Genomic DNA, 21,505 nt, shown 5'->3' with positions numbered 1-21,505 from the left:
GCTGCGATACCGCGAGGGGTACAGTCCGTACCCCTACGCGCCGGGTACATTTCGTACCCCTGTCAGGTACATTCCGTACCCGCTCATGTCGCGCATTCCGTATCGCAACTGTGCTTCACGTTCGGCGGCACACGATTACGCTGGTCAGTGACGAGCAACACCAGCGAAAGGCACCACCGTGCAAGCTGACAGCAGCCTGCCGATAGGGCAGCGCATCAAGAAACATCGAGAACGCATCGGCATGTCGCAACCGGTCCTAGGCGGACTGATCGGCAAGAGCAAGGAATGGGTCAAGGCGGTCGAGAACGGCAGGCTGAAGGAACCGAAACTGCCGGTCCTGGTACAGATCGCCCAGGCACTCGGGCTCCGGGACCTGGCCGACCTCACCGGCGACGGGTACGCGGTATCGGTCTCCATGTTCGCCGGAGAGCGCCACGCCGCACTCGGCCTGGTCCAGGAAGCCCTGACCGAATTCCGGCTCACCCCGCCCGATCATCAGACCAGCGTGGGGCACCTCGCCGAACGGCTCCGGACCGCGTGGGATGTTCGACACCGGTCACCTGACCACCGGACCCAGCTCGGCATCCTGCTACCGGACCTGCTGCGGGACGCGCAGGCCGCTGCACGTGCCCGCGGGGACGACCGCCGGACCGCACGCAAGATCCTCGCAGGCACATACCAGTTGGCGGATTTCTACTTGGCGTACCAGCCGTCACCGGAACTGGTGTGGCTGGTCGCGGATCGTGGGATGTCGGAGGGTATCGAGTCCGACGACCCGTACGTGATCGCCTGCTCCGCGTGGGCGATGGTGCAGGCCCTGCGCGATGCGGGCAGATGGGATGAGGCAATCAGCCTCGCCCGCGACGCCGCCGACCGCATCGTTCCCTATATCGAGCGAGACTCCACCGCGGACGACTGGCGTGGGATCGTCGGTGCGCTGGAAGCGGAGATCGCGTACGTGCACGCCCGCACCGGCCGGCACGGTGAGGCGTGGGCCGCGTGGGAGCGAGCGGATCGGTACGCCGATCGGCTCGGCCCGGCCTACCGGCACGTACAGACCAGCTTTTCCCGGCCGGTGATGCAGGCGCACGCGGTCACGCTCGGCGTGGAGTTGCAGCGGCCAGGAGAAGCGTTGGCGGCAGCGAACAAGTTCGACGCGGACGAGATCGTGTCGGTGCCGCGGCGGGCCCGCCACATGATCGAGGTGGCACGCGCGCACGCCGAGCGGAAGCAGTCCACGGCGGTACTCGCGTTGCTGGACAAGTCGGAGCGGACCGCGTCTGAGACGATCCGCTACAACGGGTTCGCGAAGTCGATGATCCGCGAGTTGCAGGCGCGGCCGCCGAGCGGGATGCGGGAGGACGTCGCGGATCTCGCCCGCCGTGTCGGGGTCGCGGCGTAACCTTGAGGCAGCACGCGCATTTCGCGCGTTGCTCGTCCAGGATCGCCGTCCCCATCACCAGAGGGGGCGGCGTTCTTGTCTCGGCACAGCGATGGCCCCGACCGAAGCCGGGGCCATCGGATCAGGGCGCGACTCCTGATCTCATTACCGCGCAGGGTAGGACACCGAGCCTATCCGACCGGCACCGGCCATATCCGGTCATTCGCGATACGGTCCACTTCCTGCCGATAGCTCTGTTCGAGGACGTTATAGCCCGCAGGCAGCGGCGGTATCTGACGGATATCGGCGACCAAGCTGGTGGCCAGGAGCTGTTCCTTGGCTTCCCACCAGCCTCGCAACCGGGGGAATCTGGCCCAGAATTCGTTGTCGACCAGCTCTGATTCGCCGCTACCGCCGTAACCGTAGTCGGCGTGCAGCGACGCCAGGTGTGCGTTCGAGTAGTGCTCGACATCGCCGTCGACATCGCCGGTGACGGGCTCGGTCTCCCCTCTATGCCACCACCGAGATCCTCGCCGCCCGCCGCTCCGCGACCCGCCCGCACCTGGGGATCGTCACCTGCGCCACCACCGGCACCAACCAGCACCACCAGGTGGTGCTCACCTACGAACGCAGCTTCTTCGTACCCATCGACGCCACGGCCGTACGCACCGCGACCGGCTACTGACACCCCCGGGGGAAACGCTCGTGTCCAGCGAATACACCTTCACCGAACCCGACGATGAGCAACTGTGGCAGCAGTTCACGCAGCTGGCGGCGCGGGCCTTCGGGCACCCGGTCGGCGACATCACCGCCCTGCGCGAGCGGGCCTCGGTGCAGCTGGCGATCCGTGCCGGGCGGGTCGTCGGCGGCGGCCTCGGACTGCCGGTGCACCAGTACTTCGGCGGCCGGCCCGTGTCAGCGGCCTGCCTCGGCGACGGGTGCGTCGCACCGGAGGAACGCGGCCGGCTGCTCGCCGGCCAGCTGATGACCGAACGGCTGCGCGCACTGCGCGCGATCGGCGGCGCCGCGGTCGCCACGATCTGGACCTCCTCCAACCGCTACGCCCGCTCGCTGGGATGGCAGGCCCCGGTCCCCGTCCACGCCCACGCCATCGCCACCGCCGACCTGCGCACCGCGTTCGACCGCGGCGACCACGACGTCGACACCGGCCTCACCGTGTCGGGCCGGGCACTGCAACGCGACCTGGCCGCCGACTGGAACGGCCCCGTGCTGCGCCCGGACTGGTGGTGGGACTGGAAAACCACCAAAAGCGCCCTCACCACCTACCAGTTCCGGGTACCCGGCGGCCGGGTCGAGGGCGTGCTGACCCTGGCCACAGCACGGCGCGAACCCCGCGGCATGAACCTGATCGTCCACGACTTCTGGGCCACCAGCCCGACGGCCGCCGCCGGAATGCTCGGTGGTCACCACAGCCGCTGCGAGACAGTGCAATTCCGCCGCGGCGCGCTCCCGCCGTACCCGGTGCTGCTGCACGGCCTGCACCGATACCGGGTCACCACCGAGGCATGGCACCCGTGGATGCTGCGCATCCTCGACGTCCCCGCCGCACTGCGCCTGCGCGGGTGGCCCGCCGACACCGACCTCACCACGGTGATCGAGGTCCACGACCCCGACGCGACGGCCCGCCGCTACCGGCTGCACATCACCGACGGCACCGCCGAGATCGAGATCGGGCCTGGTATCAGCGAGCCCACCGTCACGTTCACCGCCGGGCAGCTGGCCACCTGGTACGCCGGCGGCTACCCATCCCCGGCCGCGGCCCGCTTCGACGGCGTCACCGCCGCGGTCCCCACTGACCTGGCCCGGCTGGTCGCGGCCACCACTGGGCACCAGCCGTGGCTGCCCGACCTGTTCTGACCGCCGCGGCGTCCGGCCAAAGGTATTGTCTGGCAGTATGTTCCCGTCGAATTGGCTGGCGTATCGGCTGTGGGTGAACGTTCCTCCACCGGACGACTACGACGGCGACGACACACACCTGCAGTTCGAGGTGCACGCCCCCGTCGTCCCCCGGGTGGGGGAACGATTGATATTCGACGGCGTCAGCCGCAGCCTCACGGTCGTGGTCACCGAGGTTGAGCACTCGCATTCCATGATGAAAGACACAGAGCACCCGCACTACCGGCTGTGGGTCACCGCTGACCTCGACCCGGTGACCACCGTGCTCGCCGCCCAGCAGCTGGCACTGGATCTGGACCTGCTGAACGAGTGGACCAAGCAGTTCCCCACCGTGTCCCCGATCGACTACGGCCCCCGACCGCGCGGATGCGCGATCTGCTCCGAACCGCTGGACCAGCCCAGCTAGGTGTGCCGTCTCATGAGGTTGGTGCCGCCGGCCGGGTCGGCAGTTCGTCGGTCTCGTGTACCAGCCACCGCATGAACGCCACCACGTGCGCGTTCAGGTTCGAATCCACTTCCGCCACGGCGGCTTTCGCGCGCTCGTGCCGCATCGGTCGATGAGGACGGCAAGCTGCATCTGGCCGCGCTCAAGGCGGTGCCCGACCCGGCGTCACTGGTCGATCTGCGGCGACGAGTCGAGGCGATGCTGCCGGAGATCGACCTGCCCGAGCTGGTGTTGGAGGTCATGTCCTGGGTTCCCGGTTTCACCGAGGCGTTCACCCACGCCTCCGGAAACCACGCCAGGGTGGCCGATCTCGGGCTGTCGGTCGCCGGGGTCCTGTGCGCGAACGCGATGAACGTCGGCTTCAAACCGGTGACCAGCCCCGGCGTGCCGGGTCTGACCCGTGATCGGCTGCACCACGTCGACCAGAACTACGTGCGACTGGACACGTTGGCCGCGGCCAACGCCGCGCTCGTCGATGCCCAGGCCGAGATCCCATTGGCACAGGTGTGGGGTGGTGGTCTGTTGGCCTCCATCGATGGAATCCGGTTCGTGGTCCCGGTCCGCAGTATCCACGCCCGCCCGAGCCCGAGGTTTTTCGGCCGCAAACGCGGCATCACCTGGTTGAACATGCTCAACGACCAAGCCGCCGGTCTGGCTGCCAAGGTCGTGGCCGGAACGCCGCGCGACTCGTTGAACGTCGTCGACGTGGTGCAATTGCAGCGGGGCGGAAAAGTGCCCGAGGCCATCATCACCGACACCGGCTCGTACTCCGACATCGTGTTCGGCCTGCTGCATTTGACCGGTCGCCAGTACCGGCCGCAGTTGGCGAACCTGCCCGACCAGCGGCTGTGGCGCTTCGACGACAACGCCGACTACGGGCCGCTCAATCAGGCCGCGCGGGGCCACATCGACACAGCCAGGATCGCCGCCCACTGGGAGGACATGTGCCGGGTCGCGGTGTCGATCCATTCGTGCGAGGTCTCCGCCCACGATGTCACCCGCATGATCTCCCGCGACGGCAACCCGACCCCACTGGGCCAGGCCATCGCCCACTACGGGCGGATCTTCAAGACCCTGCACATCCTGCGCCTGGCCGACGACGAACCCTACCGACGCGAGGGAAAATCCCAGGCCAACCTCGTGGAAGGACGCCACGACCTCGCCCGTCGGATCTACCACGGCAAGAAAGGCGAGATGGTGCGCACCTACTACGAGGGCATGGAGGACCAGCTGTCCTCGCTCGGCCTGGTGCTCAACTGCGTCGTGTTGTGGAACACCGTCTACAGCAACCGGGCCGTGGAACAGCTACGCGCCCAGGGCTATCCGGTGCTCGACACCGACGAGGCGAGACTGTCTGCGTTCATCCGCAGCCACATCGGGATCGACGGCCACTACGCTTTCAACCTGCCCGACCTCGGCGGGGCTCATCGGCCGTTGCGGGACCCCGACGCCCGCGATGACTGACTCGGTCCAGCGGGTCCGGCCCGAACTCGGCGAGCTTGCGCTCACGATCTCACGGAATGTGCTCATCGCAGCCCACGTCTGAGTGGGCAGGCCCATAGGGGAAGAGTTCCTGACATGTTACGGTACAGAACGTGTCGTTTCGTAATGCTGGTTCCGGAGATCAGGTCGCCGAGGCGCGTACCGGACGGCCTCGTGACCGCGCACGCGAGGCCGAGATCCTCGCGTGCGCGTTGGAGCTGCTGGGCGAGGTGGGTTATGACGGGTTGACGTTCGAGGCGGTCGCGCGCCGTGCCCGGGCATCGAAGGCGACGTTGTACCGGCGCTGGGAGACGAAACGCGACATGGTTGTCGCTGCGGTGAAGGTCGGCCCAGCGTCGGGCAACTCAGCTGTCGCCGTCGACACGGGCTCCCTGCGAGGAGACTTGATTGCCCTCTGCGACCGGCTCGATACCACGATGCGCTCGGCTGACCCGGCGATGAGCTTGATGCTGCTGCAAGCAGGCTTGGAGGACCCCGATTTGTGCCGCTACATCGAGGAGTCGACCGGGCCGACCGGGGCGAAGCTGCCTGAGTCGGTGTTATCGGCCGCCATCGGCAGGGGCGAGCTTCCTGCGGGCGCGCAGCCGTTCCCCTACGAGGAAATCACCGGATCGGTACTGCTCCTGCGCAGGCTCAACGGGCTTCCCGCCGGACCCGAGTACCTGACTCACCTGGTCGACACCATCCTCATTCCCGCACTGCGGGCCAGCGTCACGACCCCGGTGCCGGCGCTGCGGGCCATTTTCTCCTGACCGCAGCGTGTCAACCCAACCCAACTCCACCTATGAAAGGTGCGCCCATGACGAGCACGACGATCGACGGCTTCGACTACCGACGGGTGCCCGGGGACGGCCGCGCCCATCTGAATGTCGCCATCGGTGGTGAGGGTGATCCCATCGTCCTGCTGCACGGCTTCCCGCAAACTCACCTCATGTGGCGCCACGTCGCCCGCAAACTCGCGCAGCGGTATTTGGTTATCGTGCCCGACCTGCGTGGCTACGGCGCTAGCGATAAACCCGACGATACGAGCCCCGACACCTACTCGAAGCGGACCATGGCGCGCGACATCGTCAACATCGTGCGCGATATAGGAGCAGAACAGTTCAGCTTGATCGGTCATGACAGGGGAGCCCTCGTGGGAGTCCGGGCCGCGCTCGACCACCCGGAGAAGATCACCCACTTGGGAATCCTGGATGTCTTGCCGACCATGGACACCTGGGACGTGTTGCATGGCGTCGACGCGGCGGTCGCGTGGCACCTATACCTGATGGCGCAACCAAAGGGCTTGCCCGAGAGGATGATCGAAGCAGTCGCCGAGGACTTCTTCAGCTCGTTCCTCGACGCATGGGATCCCGCCGGAACCACATTCCCACCGCGAGTGCGGCAGCACTACATCGACAGTTGCTCGCGCGCTGTTCCGTCCATCGTCGCCGACTACCGGGCCACGGCCGGCATCGACCTCGAGATGGACCGGGCCGACCGAAAGGCAGGTGCCCAGTTGGGCATGCCCGTGGGGGTGATCTCCCAGGGCTGGGGCTCACAGCTTGGATTCGACGCGCAGGCCCTGTGGCGGCAGTGGGCCCCCTCCGCCTCTTACCAGCCGATCGATGCCGGACACTTCATGGCTGAGGAGAAGCCTGACGAAGTCGCCGCCTTCATCCAGGAATTGGTGCAACGCACACCTTCGTGAGTCGTTCCTCTCCGCCCACAGGCGGTTCGGCTCATCGCCCGCCGCGTCGGCGAGCGGCGGGATCGATGTCGGCCTGGAAGTGCAGCAGCCCTTCGTCGGACACCCGCGCGTACTTCGCCAGGCTGCGCACTGACGTGTGCCCGGACAGTTTCATCAGCACCGGCGTGGACGCGCCCTTCTCGGCGGCGTGGGTCAGCCGGGAGTGCCGCAGTTGGTGCAGGGTGTAGGGGCCGTCGTCGTAGTGGTCGGTGTGGGCCTCGAACAGCTCGGCCGCGCGGCGGTACGAAATCCGTGCCCGTCCAGTCGACGGGTCGATGTCGTTCTTGGCCACCGATGGGCGGGCTTTGCGGTCGGTCAGGAACACCGGCCCGGACTTGCGCCCGGTCAGCAACCTCGGCAGCAGCCGTGCGGTGCCGGTCTGCCACGCGATGAGATCACGCGCTCCGCCCTTGCGGGTCACCACCGCGCACCGGTTCGCGGTGTCCAGCTCGGGCACGTCGAGCATCAGAACTTCCTCGGCGCGAGCGGAGGACTCGTAGAGCATGTGCCAGAGCACCCGATCCCGCAGCGCCGCATCCGATCCCAGGATCTCGACGACCCGGTCTCGGCTCAACGCCTTGCTGGTGTCCGCCGGCGCGGGCTTGGCCCGTAACCGCACCAGCGGATCGCCGGCCAGCCACCCATCCTGGTTGCGCCAGTACGCGCACGCGGTGCGCAGCGCCGCCAGTCGGACGTTGAAGGTCGTGGCCGCCTTGTTGTCCCACACGAAGGTGAACCACCCGCTGACCCGGTCCGGCTCCAGGCCCAGCAACATCACGTCGGTGTCCGCGCCGAAGTCCTTGACCAACCGGTTCAGCACGATGCCGTAGCCGCGGCGGGTGTTCGCCGACGGGATGGTGTCGAGAAATATCTTCGCCGCGTCCGCCAGACGAACGCCGGCCGCTCGCGTCGGCAGGCTCGAAACCGTTCCCATCGCACCGCCTCCCTCGCTATCGCAGATTAATTCCGGAGTCGACCCCGCCCGGGAGACCCATCACGCCAAGTCACCACCCAGACTATCGCAGATAAAGAGTCCTTATCTGCGATAAATCCTTAGCGCCGGATTCGGCGGTTATGTTCCTCGACCCCCGAGTTGGACGGTGTCCGAGCTGGCCGCCGAATTCGCTGTGACTGCCGATCGGATCGGTGAACTCGACGCTGGTGCCCGGGTCGTGCGTGCCGCGTTCGACCTGTCCTCCCGAGATCTGACGCCCGAGCTGCAGGTGCTGTTCCGCCGGCTGGGCCTGCATCCGGGCAGCGACCTGGACGTACACGCTGCGGCAGCGTTGGCCAGCGTCGATGTCGCGACCGCACGGTGGGCACCTGGAATCGCTGTACGCCGATCATCTGCTTGAGGAGCCCGCACGCGGCCGCTACCAGCTGCACAGCCTGCTGCGCGAGTACGCCCGCGCCCTCGCCGCCACCGGACCCGGCAACGAGACGACCGCTGCCAAGCAGCGACTGCTGGACTATTACCAGCACACTGCGGCCGCGGCCGATCGCGCTCATTTTCTGTTCAAAACCGGACATTGTGCAGGTCGGCGGCCGCGCACGGTGCCCGTCACCGGCCCGGCACGTCCCGGTCGGACCGGGGCGGCTACTCGTTGCCTGTGTGGATGCGGCGGTTCATGTCGTTGTGCTGCCGGTACTGGATCAGCTGCCAGAATCCGGGCGAGTAGATACGGGTCCCGTAGGTTTTGCTCTCCACCTTCAGCACTCCGGAAGAGAAGATGGTGAAGTGGTCGGCGTCTTCGAACTCCAGGCCCTGCTGGTTCTGGTCCTCGCTGGTGTACACGGTGAAAGCCATGACCTGGATTATGAAGCCGTGCACCGGCATACGCCCTGCGCACGGGCGGTACGCACCGGACTGGCGCACTGGCCGGTCAGCTGCGTGGATGGCCGAGGATGTGCGTCGGCGCGCCTCGCCGGAGAGTGCCTGCGATGCCCTCGGCGGGCGTTGAACTGCATGACCTACTCATAGGACCGCGCCGTGAAGGCGGAGCGTCATTAATTACAAACTGCGTCAATATTGTCGCTGAGACGCCAGTATTGACGCAAAATGCGCTACTTTTGACGTATGCGTGGCAGTGAATGGCTTCTCGACTTGGCCGATGTGGCCGAGGCGCAGTGGGGTCTGTTCACGACCGCACAGGCAACAGCGGTGGGTGTGACTCCGCAGCAGCTCAAGCGGATGGCCGACAAATGGCTGGTCGTGAGGCTCCGTCACGGGGTCTACAGGCTGGCCGGAGCACCCGCGGAACCTCAAGAACTCATTCGTGCCGAGTGGCTGGCCCTGGAACCGAAGAGAACCGCCGGCGAACGAGTACAGGACCCGATCCCAGCGGGCATCGTGTCGCACCGGTCCGCCGCGCGGCTGCTGGAGCTGGGCGACCTCGACGCAGACATCCACGAGTTCACTGTGCCGCGTCGGCGCGGCACCCGCAGCCACGACGTCACCTTTCACATAGCCTCCCTGGACCGCGACGACTGGCGGCTGGTGGACGGGCTTCCCGTCACGCGCCCCCTACGGACATCGGTGGACCTGGCCGCGGCCAGACTGGACGGCGGCCACCTCGCCTCGGTGGTCCGGGACGCGGTCCTGACCGGCGACGCTTCCCTCGATGAGTTTGCAGCCCGGCTGAGCCGCTTCGCGCACCGGTACGGAATGAAGCCCGGCGCCGGTGGTGAATTCGTCGATCACCTGATCGAGGAAGCAGGCATCCCCGAATCGGCCTCTGTCGTTGTCGAGGCCCCGATCGCGCGAGCGCTCGCCGAGGTGGCGGCCCCGAAGATCATCGCAGGTCAAGTAGACGCAAACGCCCACAACGCTTTCCTCAACCGCCCCTATCTGGACAACCTGTTTTCACAGGCCACCGAGCGTCTGGTGGCCAACGCGATGCCGTCGCTCTCCACAGCCGTGGCCAAGTCGCTGGAGGAGCAGTTTCCTCGCCACTACGGTGACCTCGCCACCGTGTTCGACGGCCGATATGCTTTTGCGCAGCCCGAACTGCACATGGCAAGAGCCTTGGAGGGTTTCGAGCCACCCGATCTGACGAAGATGGTGGCGCAGGTCAATCAGCAGCAGCTCGCCGACCTCCTGCCGGACATCACGAAGATGCTCACGCGGATCTACCAGCAGCAGCTCGCCGACCTCCTGCCGGACATCACAAAGATGGTGGCGCAGGTCAATCAGCAGCAGCTCGCCGACCTCCTGCCGGACATCACGAAGATGATGGCGCAGATATACGAGCAGCAGCCGGATGCATTCCCCACCGCCGCGCTGTGGGCCGCGTTCGAAATGTCAACCCCCGACACAGTTGCCGCCGCGGCGAAGGTGTTCCAGGCAATGACCCCGGCCGAGATGGCTTCACCCTCAAACGAATCCACTGACGACCCCGGCGAGTCTCCTGGTCCAGCGTCGCCCGGAGAGGAGGATGGACGCTCGGCCGGCGAACACGAGTGATGAGGGCTGGGTGGCAAGGGAATACAACAGCAAGGGGTTCCAGCGCGTCTTGAACGACCTTGCCAGGCAGGCTGCAACCGGACGCCGGACGCAGACCGTGCTGCTGCGCGAGTTCTTCATGCAGCGCTTCCTCGCCCGCGTCTTCGACGAACAGTCAGGGTGGATCCTCAAGGGAGGAATCAGCCTCCTGGTCCGGCTGCCTGGCGCTCGTGCCAGTGAAGACGTCGACCTCCTGCACACGACGGCGAACTTCGACGCTGCCCTCAAGGAGCTCGGTGAGCTTGTTTTACGGCCACGACCGGACCTCGACCCGCTGACCTTCCAGCTGGAACGCAAAGGCCGTGAAGACCAGTCCGGGTTCCAGGTGCTCAAAGTGCAGGCCACCCCATATCACGGCACAACGAAATTCCAGCATTTCTCCATCGATCTCACCGTCGGACGGACCCTCGTCGGCGATATCGACTACCTCTCGCCGCAGCACGCGTTCGACCATCCCGCGGTCGTGTCCACCCCCAGATTTGCCTGCTACCCCCTGGCCGACCAGATCGCCGACAAGTTCGCGGCAATGTACGAGGACCGCAGCGGGATCGCCAGTACCCGATACCGCGACCTGGTGGACCTGCTCCTCATCATCGACAGCCACCCCTTCGACGCCGCCAAAACCCTCGCAGCCCTGCACAAACAAGTCGAGGACCGGGAACTGCTCGACGAACTGCCGATCGAGGTCCGCTCACCCGGGCCCCGATGGGAAGAGCAGTACCCAGCCCTGGCCAAGACAACGAGCCTGCCGTCGGACCTGCATGCTCTGGCCAGCGGACTGGAGCTTCTCGGCGCCTGTATGAACCCACTCCTCAACCAGAGCGTCACCGCAGGTACCTGGAAACCTGAACCCCGCACCTGGTGGTGCTGAGCCCGGACTCCTCGGCACCATCTGGAGCAACATTCAGGCCCCATACAGCTGGCTGTGCTGTCTCAGGTGGTCGGTGCTGCCGGTCGGCCTCGGGAGGTAGGCGTCGGGAGGTAGGCGTCGGGGTGGGCGGCGGCCAGTCGCCGGTAGATGGGGTTCTCGTAGAACTCGCCGAATTTGGGCGGATTTGAGATACCGCCGCGAATGCTGGGCGGGTACCGCCGGCGAGGTCGCGGTGGCAGCCATCCCATAGCTGAAAACTGCCCTGAACAGCATTTACGTGAGGGGCCGGAAAGATTTCGGACAGCGAGGTTTTGGATTTCTTATGCTGCCTTGCTCCGGTCGAACCACTCGGACTCTACTTCGTTCGGTGTGCGGTAGTCAATTCCTGAGTGGAGTCGAATCTGGTTGTACCGCAATTCGATATAGCTGGTGATGTCCCTTCGCGCATGTTCGCGGGTGGGGTACTCGGTGCGGTTGACCCGCTCGTTCTTCAGGGTGCCGTTGAACGATTCCGCCCAGGCGTTGTCGTAGCATATTCCGGTGCGGCCGACGGAGCGTTGCACGCCCAGTTCCGCAGCCACGCCCGAGAATTCGGCCGAAAGATATTGCGCGCCGCGGTCGCTGTGAAAGATTGTCTCACCCGGCCGGAACGGCAGATTACATGCCGCCATGCGGAGCGCGTCGGCCACCAGTTCGGTACGCATATGATCGGCCATCGCGTACCCGATCACTTTTTTCGAGAAGCAATCCAGCACGGTCGCCAGATACAGCCATCCCTCCCAGGTCCGGATGTAGGTGATGTCGCCGACCAGCTTGGTCGCGGGCGCGTCGGCGGTGAAGTCGCGGCGGACCAGATCGGGCAGGTCACCGGCATCGCCGGCGACGGTGGTGACCGGACGCCACGGCCGCGGCTGGCACGCCACGAGCCCCAGCTCACGCATGATCGTGCGGACCGTCTCCGGGTCCACGACGGTGCCCCGGCGGGCCAGCTGGGCGTGGATGCGCCGATACCCGTAGGTGCCGTCGGAATGCTCGAAACAGAACCGGATCTCAGCAGCGAGGATCTCGCGCCGCTGCGCGGTGGCCGAGGACTCACGGTTGCGCCACGAGTAATACCCGGACCGGGACACCTTCACCCACCGGCACATGGACACGACGGGATGACTGCCTTCTTCGGAGGCGATGAACGCGTATTTCACAGTCACCGGTGCTTCTTCGCGAAGAAGGCCACCGATTTTCCCAAGAAGCGGTTCTCCTCCTCCAGTTCCCGGACCCGCCGCTCCAATTCCTTCAACCGGGCCCGCTCGGTCACAGTCGACTCCGTATCGGCCGGCGGGTGGGCCTGCCGGAACTCCCTCACCCAATTCCGGATCGTCTGACCGGTGACACCACAATCACGGGCCACATCCTCGACCGCCCGGGACTTCTCGACAACCTCCCGGGCCGCGGTATCCCGGAACTCGGGACTGAAATTCCGCGACTTCTTCTGTGCCACAGACAACTCCGTTCAGCTACCCCAATCCTACTTTGGGGCACTGTCCGAGAACCTTGGGGCACCTCAACGTTGTATTTTCGGCCGATGCTACGGTGACCCCACCACGGTCACGGCGGGATCACGGTGTCGCCGTTCCGGCGACAATCCAGGAAGTTAACGGTCCGAATGCAAGACCTCCGATTCCGCTAACTGTCAAGCCGCGCCGGCTGCGATGCCGCACGAAAATCTCAGTGCCTGAGCTGGGAATACCGCACGGGGTGTCAGTGGTAGGCCGCGCCGGAGTGTCTGTAGGCGGAGCGTGGGAGCTCGCCGGACAGCTGCGGCTCGCTCCGCGCACGCCGAAGCCCCGCGCACGGGTGGTGAGTGGGCCGGTTCCGGAAAGGTGGCAGCATCGGTGGATACCGTGGCCGGTGAGGGGAAGTGGGAGTGATGAACGACCAGTACGGTAATTTTCCGACCCAGCCTTTGCCGATTCCGGCCGGCACTCCGCGCCGCGCGGTCCGGGACAAGCCGTCGGCTGTGGCGAATGTGTCCCGCGCCGACCGGACGCACGGTGGTCGGGGCTTGGCGCGCGCTGGTGGCCGGGTGGCGGTGGCGGGGGTGGTGAGCCGGGTGACCGGGTTCGCGCGGACGCTGGTGCTGGCCGCGGTCCTGGGTGCCGGGGTGGTCGGTGATGCGTACAACGGGGCGAACAATCTGCCGAATATGGTGTACGAGTTGCTGTTGGGCAGTGTGTTCGCCAGCGCGGTGGTGCCGTTGCTGGCGCGTGCGCGCCGGCACGGCCGTAAGCGCTCCCGCGAATTCACCCAGCGACTGCTGCTGGCCGCGCTGATCGCCCTCGCGGTCGTCACCGTGGTGACCGTCGCGTGTGCCGCGCCGATCGTGCGGGTCTTCGTCACCGATCCCGGGCAGCGGCACCTGACCGTCGTATTCGCGTATCTGCTGTTGCCGGAGATCTTCTTCTACGGCGTGACCGTGCTGGCCTCGGCGGTCCTCAACGTCCGTGACAGTTTCACCGCGGCCGCGTGGGCGCCGGTGGTCAACAACGTCCTCGTGCTGGTCACCTGCGCGGTGTTCGTGGCGTTGCCCGGGCCGGTCATCCTGACCCCGGCGACCATGACCACCGGGCAGGTCGCGACCCTCGGCGTGGGCACCCTGGCCGGGATCGCCGGGCAGGCCGCATGGACGGTGGCCGCGTTGCGGCGTACCGGGTTCCGGTGGAGCTGGCGGGTGCGGCCGATCCCGTACACGTGGCGGCCGGTCCGGCGGGCGGTTCCGCTGCTGGGCTGGCTGCTCGGCTACGCGCTGATCAGCCAGGCCGGGGTCGCGGTCACGATGCGGATCGCGTTCGACCACCACGGCGTCTCCGTCTACACCTACGCCGACCTGCTGTTCCAAGTCCCCTACGGCATCCTCGCAGTATCGCTGCTCACCGTCTTGATGCCACGATTGTCCCGTTCCGCCGCCGCCGGAGACCGGGCCGCCGTGCTCGCCGACCTCGGCCGCGGCGCCCGCTACCTGACGGTGGCACTGATTCCGATGACCGTGGCGATGGTGCTGCTGGGCCCGATCGTGTGCACGCTCGTGTTCACCGGCCGCGTCGACCCCGCCGGCGCGCGCCTGATCGGTATCACGATCGCCTCCTCGGCGTTCGGGCTGGCACCGTTCGCACTGGTCATGCTGCAGATGCGAATCTTCTACGCCTGCAACGACACCCGCACACCCACCCTCCTCAACCTGACCATGGTCACCGTCAAGATCACCACCATCGCCGTAGCAGCCACGGTGCTGCCCGACCGGGCGGTGGTCGTGATGCTCAGCGTCGCCGCCTCACTGTCCTACCTCGCCGGCGCCGTCGCCGGGCACATCCTGCTGCGCCGCCGATACGGGCTGCTCGGATTCTCCACCGTCACCGGCACTTTCAACCGGACCGCCGCCGCCACGGTCATCGCCGGCACCGGCTGCCTGGCCACCGTCGCACTACTCGAGCACACCCGCACCGGACCGGTCGCCGGTCAACTGGTCACCCTCGGTGGCGGCACCCTCGTTGGCTCGATCGCGTTCCTCGCCGCCGCCAAAATGATCGGCATCCCCGAAATCCGTACCGCCCGAGCGCTACTCACACCCTGACTCAGGGTAGCGGCGGGCCGGGCGGGGTGGGTCAGGTGTCGGGTGGGTCGGGGTGTTCGTTGACGGTGACGGAGACGCCGTTGAACCAGGTTGCGGCGGTGACGAGTTTCGCGGCCAGTTCCCGTAGCCGGGTGTTGGTGTCCTCGCAACCGTCAAGCCGCTTCGGCCTGTGGAGGATCAGCGGCTGGACCACCGAATGCTTTCACCGGGTCGTAGGGCTGGCGGGTCTGCAGGCAGTGGTGGAGCTGACCGAGCACCTTGTTGAACAGGTGCCGGACCGCGGGCGCGTGGCGGTCGCCGTGCTCGCGCCGCTGCCGGTAGTGCCGTTGGCCGGGCCCGGGCAGCACGACCAGGGTGGTGGCCCAGACCCAGCCGACCGCGGCCAGGCGGTCGTTCTTGACGCGGCGGTGCACGATGGAGATCGACTTGCCCGAGGCCCGGGTGACCGGGGCGGATCCGGCGTAGGCCTTCAACGCCCGGGCGTCGGCGAATCGCTTCCGGTCGTCGCCGATCTCGGCGAGCACGCGGGCGCCGGTGAGATCGGCCAGGCCCGGGAAACTGGTGATGATGGCGTGGTCCGGATGCTTGCGGAATTGTTCGGCGGCAGCCTGTTCGAGGTCATCAGCGCCGGTGCACGCGGCATCGAGCATCGCCAGCAGCGCGAGCGCCTGGCGGCCCATCGCCTGCTCCACCGGTCCGGGATGCCGCAACTGCGGGCTGCGCAGGCCCTCGACGATCTCGGCGGCGAGCGCCTCGACACCGCGTCGGCGGCCGGCGCGGCGCAGTGCCGCGGCGACACGGGCCCGGGTCAGCTTCGCACCCAGCGCTGGTGTCGGGGCGATCGCCAGGACGGCGCGGGCTTCGGGCCTGGCGAGGTTGGTGCCGGAGCGGGCGGCGAAGGTGTGCAGGAACGCCGGGTAGTACTCGCGCAGCAGCGACCGTAGCTCGTTGCCCGCGCGGGTGCGCCGCCAGACCGCGTCCTGCTGCGCGCGAGCGAGCACCGCTATCGCTCGTGCCGGCTCGCTGTCGGCGGGCAGTGCGCGGTGCAGGTGCGCGTCGACACGCAGGATGTTGGCCAGGGTCACCGCGTCGGCGTGGTCGGATTTGGCGCGCGCGACGCTGTGGCGTTCCCGATAGCGGGCCACGGCCATCGGATTGATCGCGAACACCGGCCGCCGCGCCGCCCGCAGCGCGGCGACCATCAGCCCGCGCGGGGTTTCGATCGCGACCGGGATCGGGTCCTCGGCGGTGTCGCCAGCATCGGCCAGCAGCTGCGTCAGCTCACCGAACCCGGCCGGGTCGTCGCCGATCCGCTTCTTGGACACCAGCTTTCCCTCGCTGTCGACGATCGCGACATCGTGATGGCCTTCGGCCCAGTCCACGCCGCAGTATCGGTTCAATCCATCCTCCATCAGGTGTGTTTCTGCTGGTCCGGAAACCCGGGCGGGAACGCGCAGCGCCCTACTTACAAGCCTCTGTGGGCTGGCCTCCGATGAGCTGTCCGCGATCCCAGCTCACCCGCACGGCGCCGGTCTGCGTCAGAGCTCGAAGGCTCACGACCATCAAAGGGGGCGTCCGATCGTGCGGGCGGGCTCGAACCACGGGCTATCCCAGTCGAAGACGACGGCCGGGCAGGGCCGACACACCGTGCCGACGCCCTGCCCGGCCGAGATCCGCCACCTCGCCCACTGTCTTGCATAAGGACTCGCGGTCCACGAGATTTTCAGGGGTCGAGGCCACGGAGCTGCACCACCGGATCGCGCTCTGTCTGTTGTCAGGGGTCCTCGCCCCAGGGTCATGTTCAGACGTCGATCAAACGGCCAGCCGCAACCCGGTCCGGCCACGGCGCCCGCCGCCTGACACGAGGGCTCGAAGCCCTTGAGGACGCGCAAAGGGGTCACCGCAACCGGACCGAACGATCCGACACCACCGGACCGAGCATCCTGTCGCCCCGACCGGGATTCCGGATCGTTCGGAGATAAGTAGAGATTTGGTGTGTCCGGGGGAAGTGCCGCGAGGCCCTGTGAGGGTTCGCAGGTGACCCAGGGCAGCAGGGGAAGACCGGCCGGGGGGAACGGCAGAGGAAGACTGGACGGGAGTAGCGGGGTTTGCCGAACGGGCAGACCCCGAGCGCAGCCGATCGCGGATCCCGAGAGCGCGCCGCCGGCCGGACTCGGTCCCGCGGTACCGCGCGCGAATCGGCTGCGCTGTCGGGGAGTGTCCGTATCGTCGCGACCATGACCGACATCAGTCCCGTCGCCGCGGCCGCCCGGGTGGCGTTCGGCGATCCGGGCGTACACGCGGTCGTCCGCAACGGCCGCACCGTGCACGCCGTGCAACTCGGGCAGTGGATCGGCGCCGAGGAAGTCCCGGAGCTGATCTGCCACACCGGGGTCGCCGGGTGGAGCCCGGATGCATTGCACCCGACCCGGGCCGAGGTTACCTGCGCGCGATGCCTGCGGGTCCTCGGTGTCGAGACGACCGCGGGTGGCCCGGGGCAGCTGCCGTTGTTCGACCGGCACCCCGGCGCCGCGTAGAACAACTCGCGCCCGCGACGGCTGATCACCGTCCATCTGTGGAAAGGCGAAGGCCCCGGCTGCGAGCGGGGCTGGGAACTCGGCTCGGGTCCACGGTTTTCGTCCCCCGGCGACACCTCGGTGTGCTCCTGCCGGCAGCGCCGCCGCGGCCCGGCATAGCCGTACCTTCGGAGGATTTCTCAGCGTTCGGGCAGTTCCCACGGGATCGAGAAATTGTTGTCGAGATCGACGTACAGGCAGTATGGCCCTTTGGACCCAGCCTGCATGATCACCAACCCGTTGGCGCTTTCACCTGGTTGGAGGGTGCCAAGCCGTAGCGGATCCGGCGGCATGAACGACGTGTAGTTCTCGTCGGGTCGTGGTCCGGTGAGGTGCACGTGATCACCGATCGGACCGCAGGCCGGATAGGTCCAAATGAAGTTCTCCTCGTTGTAGCTGAACGGCACCGACGATGTGTTGGTGACCGTCACGTCGAGGACGACCTTGTGGCCCGATCCGGTCAGGCGTTCGGGCGCGAGTCGGTAGTTGTTCAGCGTGTATCTGGCGCTGACTCCGTCTTTGTTGGTGACGGTCACGGACTCATCGAGCGGAGTCGTCGTCACCGTGGCCGTTGAGGAGCCGGTGGAATCGCATGCCGCCATAGCCAGCCCTGCGATCAGCGCGCACCCCGCGGTCCTCGCTCGGATCGGCAGCTGATCGAACCGCTTCGTCGCCATGAGCTGATGGTATGACCGGCGGCACACAGGTCGGCAGCCGCCTGGCCGGTCCTCGCCTCACACGCGGGATCGAGGATGCGTTCGAGGTGCTCGCCGATAGCAGGAGGGGCACTTCGACATCCCGATCGCGCTCGGGCCCGAAGTCCCACCGAGGGATTTCGGGCCCGGATACGTGTGGCGGTGCCCGACGCCAACGGGCGACCGCCGAATCCCTGAGGTGACTGCATGCCATTGCGTCAGACCGGGAGAGTGTGGTTTTCACACCATGGCACTCGATAGTCGAGTTTGTTCGTCCTGCCCACTCAAGTCGCGGTCGACTGGAAAACGCTGGAAAACTCTTGACAGGGCTTGCCGGGTCGGTCCTGTCGCGGCGCCGGAGATGCCGTTGGGAACCAACGATTTCCGGCCACCGCCTGGCCGAGTCCCGCTCAGGTCTGGATTCCGCGGCGGCGATCGATGACGATGAGGGCACCCGTCAGCGTGGCCGGGTGGAAGACCGGTGGTGCGGACGCCAACCTACTGCCGGTTTTCGATGACTGCATGCCATACGCGGAAGTCCGGGACCAGTTCATCTCGGCGCGGCCGCACCAATGAAGTGCGGTGCCGCGCATGCCGAACGCGACACCGCGCTGCATCGGCCGTGTTCAGGGCACCGTCCAGGGCTTCCCTCATCACCTGATGAAGGAACATCTATGCCCATCGAGCGTGAACCGCACCGCGGCGAGGATCTGGCCGGACTCGACCCGCCGGTGGTCACCGAGGCGCGGCCGGTCGCTTCGGCGCTGGGAAAGCCTGCCCGGCAATCGAACCGGCGGTCGCCACGTCGCTCTTCCCCGGATCATCAGCCGTGGACTGCTCCGCTGGTCACCGCGATTGTCCTGGTGGTGGCCGCCGCGCTGCTGTTCGCCTTCGGCCTGGTTCTGGTCGGGGTGACAGTGAAGCTGGCCATCCCCGGCACGCTGCTACTCGTGGTCGGCATCATGTCGCGGATGCTGCCGGGCAAGCCCCGAGGTGGCGGCGACGAGAAGGTCGTCCTGCGGTTGCTGCGGGCCGCGCAGGCGTACTTCGGCGGCGGAGGTCAGCACTGACCGTGGGGACCACCCGATCGAATGCCGTCGACGCGGACTCGGTGCTCCAGGATTTCGTGGCCGCGCTGAACCAGGCGGTTCTGCACACGGAGAAGACGCAAGGGGCTGTCAGTCGCCGCGAGCTGGCCAAGAGGCTCAATATCTCCGCAGGAAGCCTCTACGCCTACTTGAACGGGACGACGCTGCCCAGTTCCGCCGCGCTGGACGGCATGCTCAACGAGTTCCAGTTCGATAGTGCCGTGGCAGGGCGCCTGGCCACGTTGCGTGATCGGGTGGAGGTCGCACGGCGTACCGCTCGGCCGCAGCGCAGGGATGCCGCGGGCGGCGCGCGTGTCAATGACCTGCCGCGCGATGTCAGTGTGCTGCACGGCAGAGACACCGAACTTGGCAGTGTCGGACACGCTTTGACCGCTGACGCCGGTACTCCGGCGCTGTGTGTGGTGTCCGGACTGGCCGGGGTCGGGAAAACGGCACTGGCGATCCGGGCTGCCCGCACGCTGGACTCGCAGTTCCCCGACGGGTGCCTGTTCATCGACCTGCACGGATACGCAGCCGGCTCAGCGTTGGGAGCGGGGGAAGCGGCGAGCAGGCTGCTGCGGCGGCTGAAGTTCGACTCCATAGGCGTACCGGCCGATTCGGACGATCGCACTGCCCTGCTGCGGGAACAGCTCAGCGACAAGCAGGCCCTGCTGGTGCTGGACAATGCCCTCGACGCCGCCCAGGTCAGGCCGCTGCTGCCCAGCAGCGGGCGGACCGCGGTGCTGGTCACCAGCCGCAGTAACCTCAACGGGCTCGACGACGCCGTACGCGTACGGGTTCCCCCGCTGCCACCGCAGGTCGCGGCCACGCTACTGGAAGAACTCGTCGCCGACCTGCCCTCGGACCGGCAGCCGGACCAGGCAGTCCGCGCTTCGATCGCGGCGGCATGCCACGGTCTGCCCCTCGCCCTGCGGATCGCCGCCGCAGTGCTGCGCAGCGAGCCCTGGCCGACCGATACGGTCGACTTGGAGCAGTTCCACGACGGTGACCGCGACATCACCGCGATGCTCGAGTACTCAGTCGACCGCCTGCCACCGGAGCTGGCCCGGACGTTCACCCTGCTCGGGTTGCTGCCGTCGGGCACGGTGTTCGATGTCGAGGCCGCCGCGGCGGTGGCCGGCATCGACACGGGAACCGCGCGGCAGCAGTTGCGCCGGCTGGTCGAGGTGAATCTGGCCGACGCACCATCTGCAGGCCGATATGCCCTCCACCCGCTGGTACACCGGCTCGCCGAGCGGCGTGCCCGCACTTCTGCCCCACCCGAGGATCTCCGCCAGGCGGCGATCCGCCTGGTCGAACACAATCTGACCAGCGCGGGCGCCCCGGCAAACGACGACCCGGCCGTGCACGCCCGACACCAAATGCGCCACGCCCTACGGCTGGCCAACGCCGGCCGACAGGATGAGGCACTCACCGTCACCCAAGACGCCGTCACCGTCTACCGGCGGCTGGCGACTGCCAACCCCGCCTCCCATGAACCTGACCTCGCCATGTCGCTGAACAACCTCGGGATCCGGTTGTCCGAGGTGGGTCGCCGTGAGGACGCCCTGGCCCCGGCCGAGGAAGCCGTCGCCGTCTACCGGCGGCTGGCGGCCGCCAACCCCGCCGCCCATGAACCCGACCTCGCTACATCGCTGAACAACCTCGGGGCCTGGTTGTCGGGGGTGGGTCGGCGTGAGGATGCCCTGGTCCCGGCCGAGGAAGCCGTCGCCGTCTACCGGCGGCTGGCGGCCGCCAACCCCGCCGCCCATGAACCCAGCCTCGCTGCGGCGCTGAGCAACCTCGGGGCCTGGTTGTCGGGGGTGGGTCGGCGTGAGGATGCCCTGGTCCCTGCCGAGGAAGCCGTCGCCGTCTACCGGAGGCTGGCGACTGCCAACCCCGCCGCCTACGAACCCGACCTCGCGTGGTCACTCTGGGTGTATGCATCGGTTTGCAGCGGACTCGGCGAGCATCTGGTCGCCGCCCACACCGCGGCGCAGGAGGCAGTCAGCAAGTACCGGCAGCTGTACACGAGGTACCCAGAGGTATTCGCGGATGACCTGGCGGGCGCACGCACGACGCTCGCCGACATCCTCGATGCCCTCGGCCGACACGCCGAAGCCGCCGAGTATCGCCTGCAGACCGGCCAGTAACCCAGATGAGGGACCTCGTG

19 protein-coding genes are annotated in these 21,505 nt (G+C 67.3%); 13 read left to right on the top strand and 6 right to left on the bottom strand.

Translation table 11 applies throughout. The features are described from left to right. The first annotated feature begins 178 nt into the window (after window positions 1–178). The 3 genes from LBW94_RS43690 to LBW94_RS43680 all read left to right on the top strand — a co-directional run bounded on the left by LBW94_RS43690 (window position 179) and on the right by LBW94_RS43680 (window position 3,704). Window positions 179–1,402, top strand: coding sequence for a helix-turn-helix domain-containing protein (locus tag LBW94_RS43690; protein ID WP_225061537.1), 1,224 nt, complete (start codon window positions 179–181; stop codon window positions 1,400–1,402). Between the two features lie 684 nt (window positions 1,403–2,086). Continuing rightward, the gene (gene eis / locus LBW94_RS43685) at window positions 2,087–3,259 is read left to right on the top strand and encodes a GNAT family N-acetyltransferase (protein WP_225061536.1); all 1,173 of its coding nucleotides are present in this window, start codon (window positions 2,087–2,089) and stop codon (window positions 3,257–3,259) included. 37 nt (window positions 3,260–3,296) lie between these two features. Continuing rightward, window positions 3,297–3,704, top strand: coding sequence for a hypothetical protein (locus tag LBW94_RS43680; RefSeq protein ID WP_225061535.1), 408 nt, complete (start codon window positions 3,297–3,299; stop codon window positions 3,702–3,704). 10 nt (window positions 3,705–3,714) lie between these two features. Here the strand turns inward: LBW94_RS43680 and LBW94_RS43675 are convergent, their stop codons facing one another. Then, window positions 3,715–3,849: a hypothetical protein gene (locus tag LBW94_RS43675; RefSeq protein WP_255635089.1), complete on the bottom strand. Its 135-nt coding sequence runs from the start codon at window positions 3,847–3,849 to the stop codon at window positions 3,715–3,717. 44 nt (window positions 3,850–3,893) lie between these two features. Here LBW94_RS43675 and LBW94_RS43670 point away from each other — a divergent pair, with 44 nt between their 5' ends. From LBW94_RS43670 to LBW94_RS43660, 3 genes are all read left to right on the top strand, one after another. Beyond that, window positions 3,894–5,207 (top strand): transposase, encoded by a 1,314-nt coding sequence (locus tag LBW94_RS43670; RefSeq protein ID WP_225061534.1) that lies wholly within the window; start codon window positions 3,894–3,896, stop codon window positions 5,205–5,207. Window positions 5,208–5,338: 131 nt separating this feature from the next. Further along, a complete protein-coding gene (locus LBW94_RS43665; protein WP_225061533.1) occupies window positions 5,339–5,998 on the top strand; it encodes a TetR/AcrR family transcriptional regulator in 660 nt (219 codons plus the stop codon). A gap of 47 nt (window positions 5,999–6,045) precedes the next feature. Further along, window positions 6,046–6,936 (top strand): alpha/beta fold hydrolase, encoded by an 891-nt coding sequence (locus tag LBW94_RS43660; protein WP_225061532.1) that lies wholly within the window; start codon window positions 6,046–6,048, stop codon window positions 6,934–6,936. Window positions 6,937–6,967: 31 nt separating this feature from the next. On the opposite strand, the gene LBW94_RS43655 is transcribed toward LBW94_RS43660, so the two are convergent. Further along, complete coding sequence (locus LBW94_RS43655; RefSeq protein ID WP_225061531.1) at window positions 6,968–7,909, bottom strand: tyrosine-type recombinase/integrase; 942 nt, start codon at window positions 7,907–7,909, stop codon at window positions 6,968–6,970. Between the two features lie 166 nt (window positions 7,910–8,075). Here LBW94_RS43655 and LBW94_RS43650 point away from each other — a divergent pair, with 166 nt between their 5' ends. After that, window positions 8,076–8,330, top strand: coding sequence for a hypothetical protein (locus LBW94_RS43650; RefSeq protein WP_225061530.1), 255 nt, complete (start codon window positions 8,076–8,078; stop codon window positions 8,328–8,330). A gap of 242 nt (window positions 8,331–8,572) precedes the next feature. On the opposite strand, the gene LBW94_RS43645 is transcribed toward LBW94_RS43650, so the two are convergent. Then, entirely contained in the window at window positions 8,573–8,782 is a 210-nt protein-coding gene (locus LBW94_RS43645; RefSeq protein ID WP_225061529.1) for a hypothetical protein, read from the bottom strand. Window positions 8,783–9,052: 270 nt separating this feature from the next. Between LBW94_RS43645 and LBW94_RS43640 the strand changes: the two genes are divergently transcribed. Beyond that, window positions 9,053–10,438 (top strand): type IV toxin-antitoxin system AbiEi family antitoxin domain-containing protein, encoded by a 1,386-nt coding sequence (locus LBW94_RS43640; protein ID WP_225061528.1) that lies wholly within the window; start codon window positions 9,053–9,055, stop codon window positions 10,436–10,438. A 10-nt stretch (window positions 10,439–10,448) separates the two neighbouring features. After that, window positions 10,449–11,348 (top strand): nucleotidyl transferase AbiEii/AbiGii toxin family protein, encoded by a 900-nt coding sequence (locus LBW94_RS43635; RefSeq protein ID WP_225061527.1) that lies wholly within the window; start codon window positions 10,449–10,451, stop codon window positions 11,346–11,348. Between the two features lie 320 nt (window positions 11,349–11,668). On the opposite strand, the gene LBW94_RS43630 is transcribed toward LBW94_RS43635, so the two are convergent. Further along, a protein-coding gene (locus tag LBW94_RS43630; RefSeq protein WP_416277069.1) for an IS3 family transposase occupies window positions 11,669–12,843 on the bottom strand; the annotation gives its coding sequence in 2 pieces (ribosomal slippage) (window positions 11,669–12,588 and window positions 12,588–12,843; 1,176 coding nt in all). Window positions 12,844–13,407: 564 nt separating this feature from the next. Between LBW94_RS43630 and murJ the strand changes: the two genes are divergently transcribed. Further along, window positions 13,408–14,973: a murein biosynthesis integral membrane protein MurJ gene (murJ, locus tag LBW94_RS43625; RefSeq protein WP_225061582.1), complete on the top strand. Its 1,566-nt coding sequence runs from the start codon at window positions 13,408–13,410 to the stop codon at window positions 14,971–14,973. Window positions 14,974–15,125: 152 nt separating this feature from the next. Here the strand turns inward: murJ and LBW94_RS43620 are convergent, their stop codons facing one another. After that, window positions 15,126–16,388 carry an IS110 family transposase gene (locus tag LBW94_RS43620; RefSeq protein ID WP_225061584.1) on the bottom strand — a complete coding sequence of 421 codons (1,263 nt, stop codon included), beginning with the start codon at window positions 16,386–16,388 and terminating at the stop codon, window positions 15,126–15,128. A gap of 822 nt (window positions 16,389–17,210) precedes the next feature. On the opposite strand from LBW94_RS43620, the gene LBW94_RS43615 reads away from it, so the two are divergent. After that, window positions 17,211–17,510 (top strand): hypothetical protein, encoded by a 300-nt coding sequence (locus LBW94_RS43615; protein ID WP_225061581.1) that lies wholly within the window; start codon window positions 17,211–17,213, stop codon window positions 17,508–17,510. A 179-nt stretch (window positions 17,511–17,689) separates the two neighbouring features. Here the strand turns inward: LBW94_RS43615 and LBW94_RS43610 are convergent, their stop codons facing one another. Then, entirely contained in the window at window positions 17,690–18,226 is a 537-nt protein-coding gene (locus LBW94_RS43610) for a hypothetical protein (RefSeq protein ID WP_225061580.1), read from the bottom strand. A 692-nt stretch (window positions 18,227–18,918) separates the two neighbouring features. Between LBW94_RS43610 and LBW94_RS43605 the strand changes: the two genes are divergently transcribed. Both LBW94_RS43605 and LBW94_RS43600 read left to right on the top strand, forming a co-directional pair. After that, window positions 18,919–19,314, top strand: coding sequence for a hypothetical protein (locus LBW94_RS43605; protein ID WP_225061579.1), 396 nt, complete (start codon window positions 18,919–18,921; stop codon window positions 19,312–19,314). A 56-nt stretch (window positions 19,315–19,370) separates the two neighbouring features. Then, complete coding sequence (locus LBW94_RS43600; protein ID WP_225061578.1) at window positions 19,371–21,485, top strand: tetratricopeptide repeat protein; 2,115 nt, start codon at window positions 19,371–19,373, stop codon at window positions 21,483–21,485. Window positions 21,486–21,505: the final 20 nt, after the last annotated feature.

Origin of the sequence: Nocardia sp. alder85J, assembly GCF_020176955.2 — a bacterium.
In the GTDB taxonomy this organism is placed as follows: domain Bacteria; phylum Actinomycetota; class Actinomycetes; order Mycobacteriales; family Mycobacteriaceae; genus Nocardia.
This window is presented reverse-complemented; position numbering and strand designations above follow the sequence as displayed.

Bases quoted from the DNA above. Each gene is read 5' to 3' on its own strand.
- LBW94_RS43680 (WP_225061535.1), top strand. From the start codon at position 3,297: ATGTTCCCGTCGAATTGGCTGGCGTATCGGCTGTGGGTGAACGTTCCT.
- LBW94_RS43675 (WP_255635089.1), bottom strand. From the start codon at position 3,849: ATGCGGCACGAGCGCGCGAAAGCCGCCGTGGCGGAAGTGGATTCGAAC.
- LBW94_RS43660 (WP_225061532.1), top strand. From the start codon at position 6,046: ATGACGAGCACGACGATCGACGGCTTCGACTACCGACGGGTGCCCGGG.
- LBW94_RS43655 (WP_225061531.1), bottom strand. From the start codon at position 7,909: ATGGGAACGGTTTCGAGCCTGCCGACGCGAGCGGCCGGCGTTCGTCTG.
- LBW94_RS43645 (WP_225061529.1), bottom strand. From the start codon at position 8,782: ATGGCTTTCACCGTGTACACCAGCGAGGACCAGAACCAGCAGGGCCTG.
- LBW94_RS43640 (WP_225061528.1), top strand. From the start codon at position 9,053: ATGCGTGGCAGTGAATGGCTTCTCGACTTGGCCGATGTGGCCGAGGCG.
- LBW94_RS43615 (WP_225061581.1), top strand. From the start codon at position 17,211: ATGACCGACATCAGTCCCGTCGCCGCGGCCGCCCGGGTGGCGTTCGGC.
- LBW94_RS43610 (WP_225061580.1), bottom strand. From the start codon at position 18,226: ATGGCGACGAAGCGGTTCGATCAGCTGCCGATCCGAGCGAGGACCGCG.
- LBW94_RS43605 (WP_225061579.1), top strand. From the start codon at position 18,919: ATGCCCATCGAGCGTGAACCGCACCGCGGCGAGGATCTGGCCGGACTC.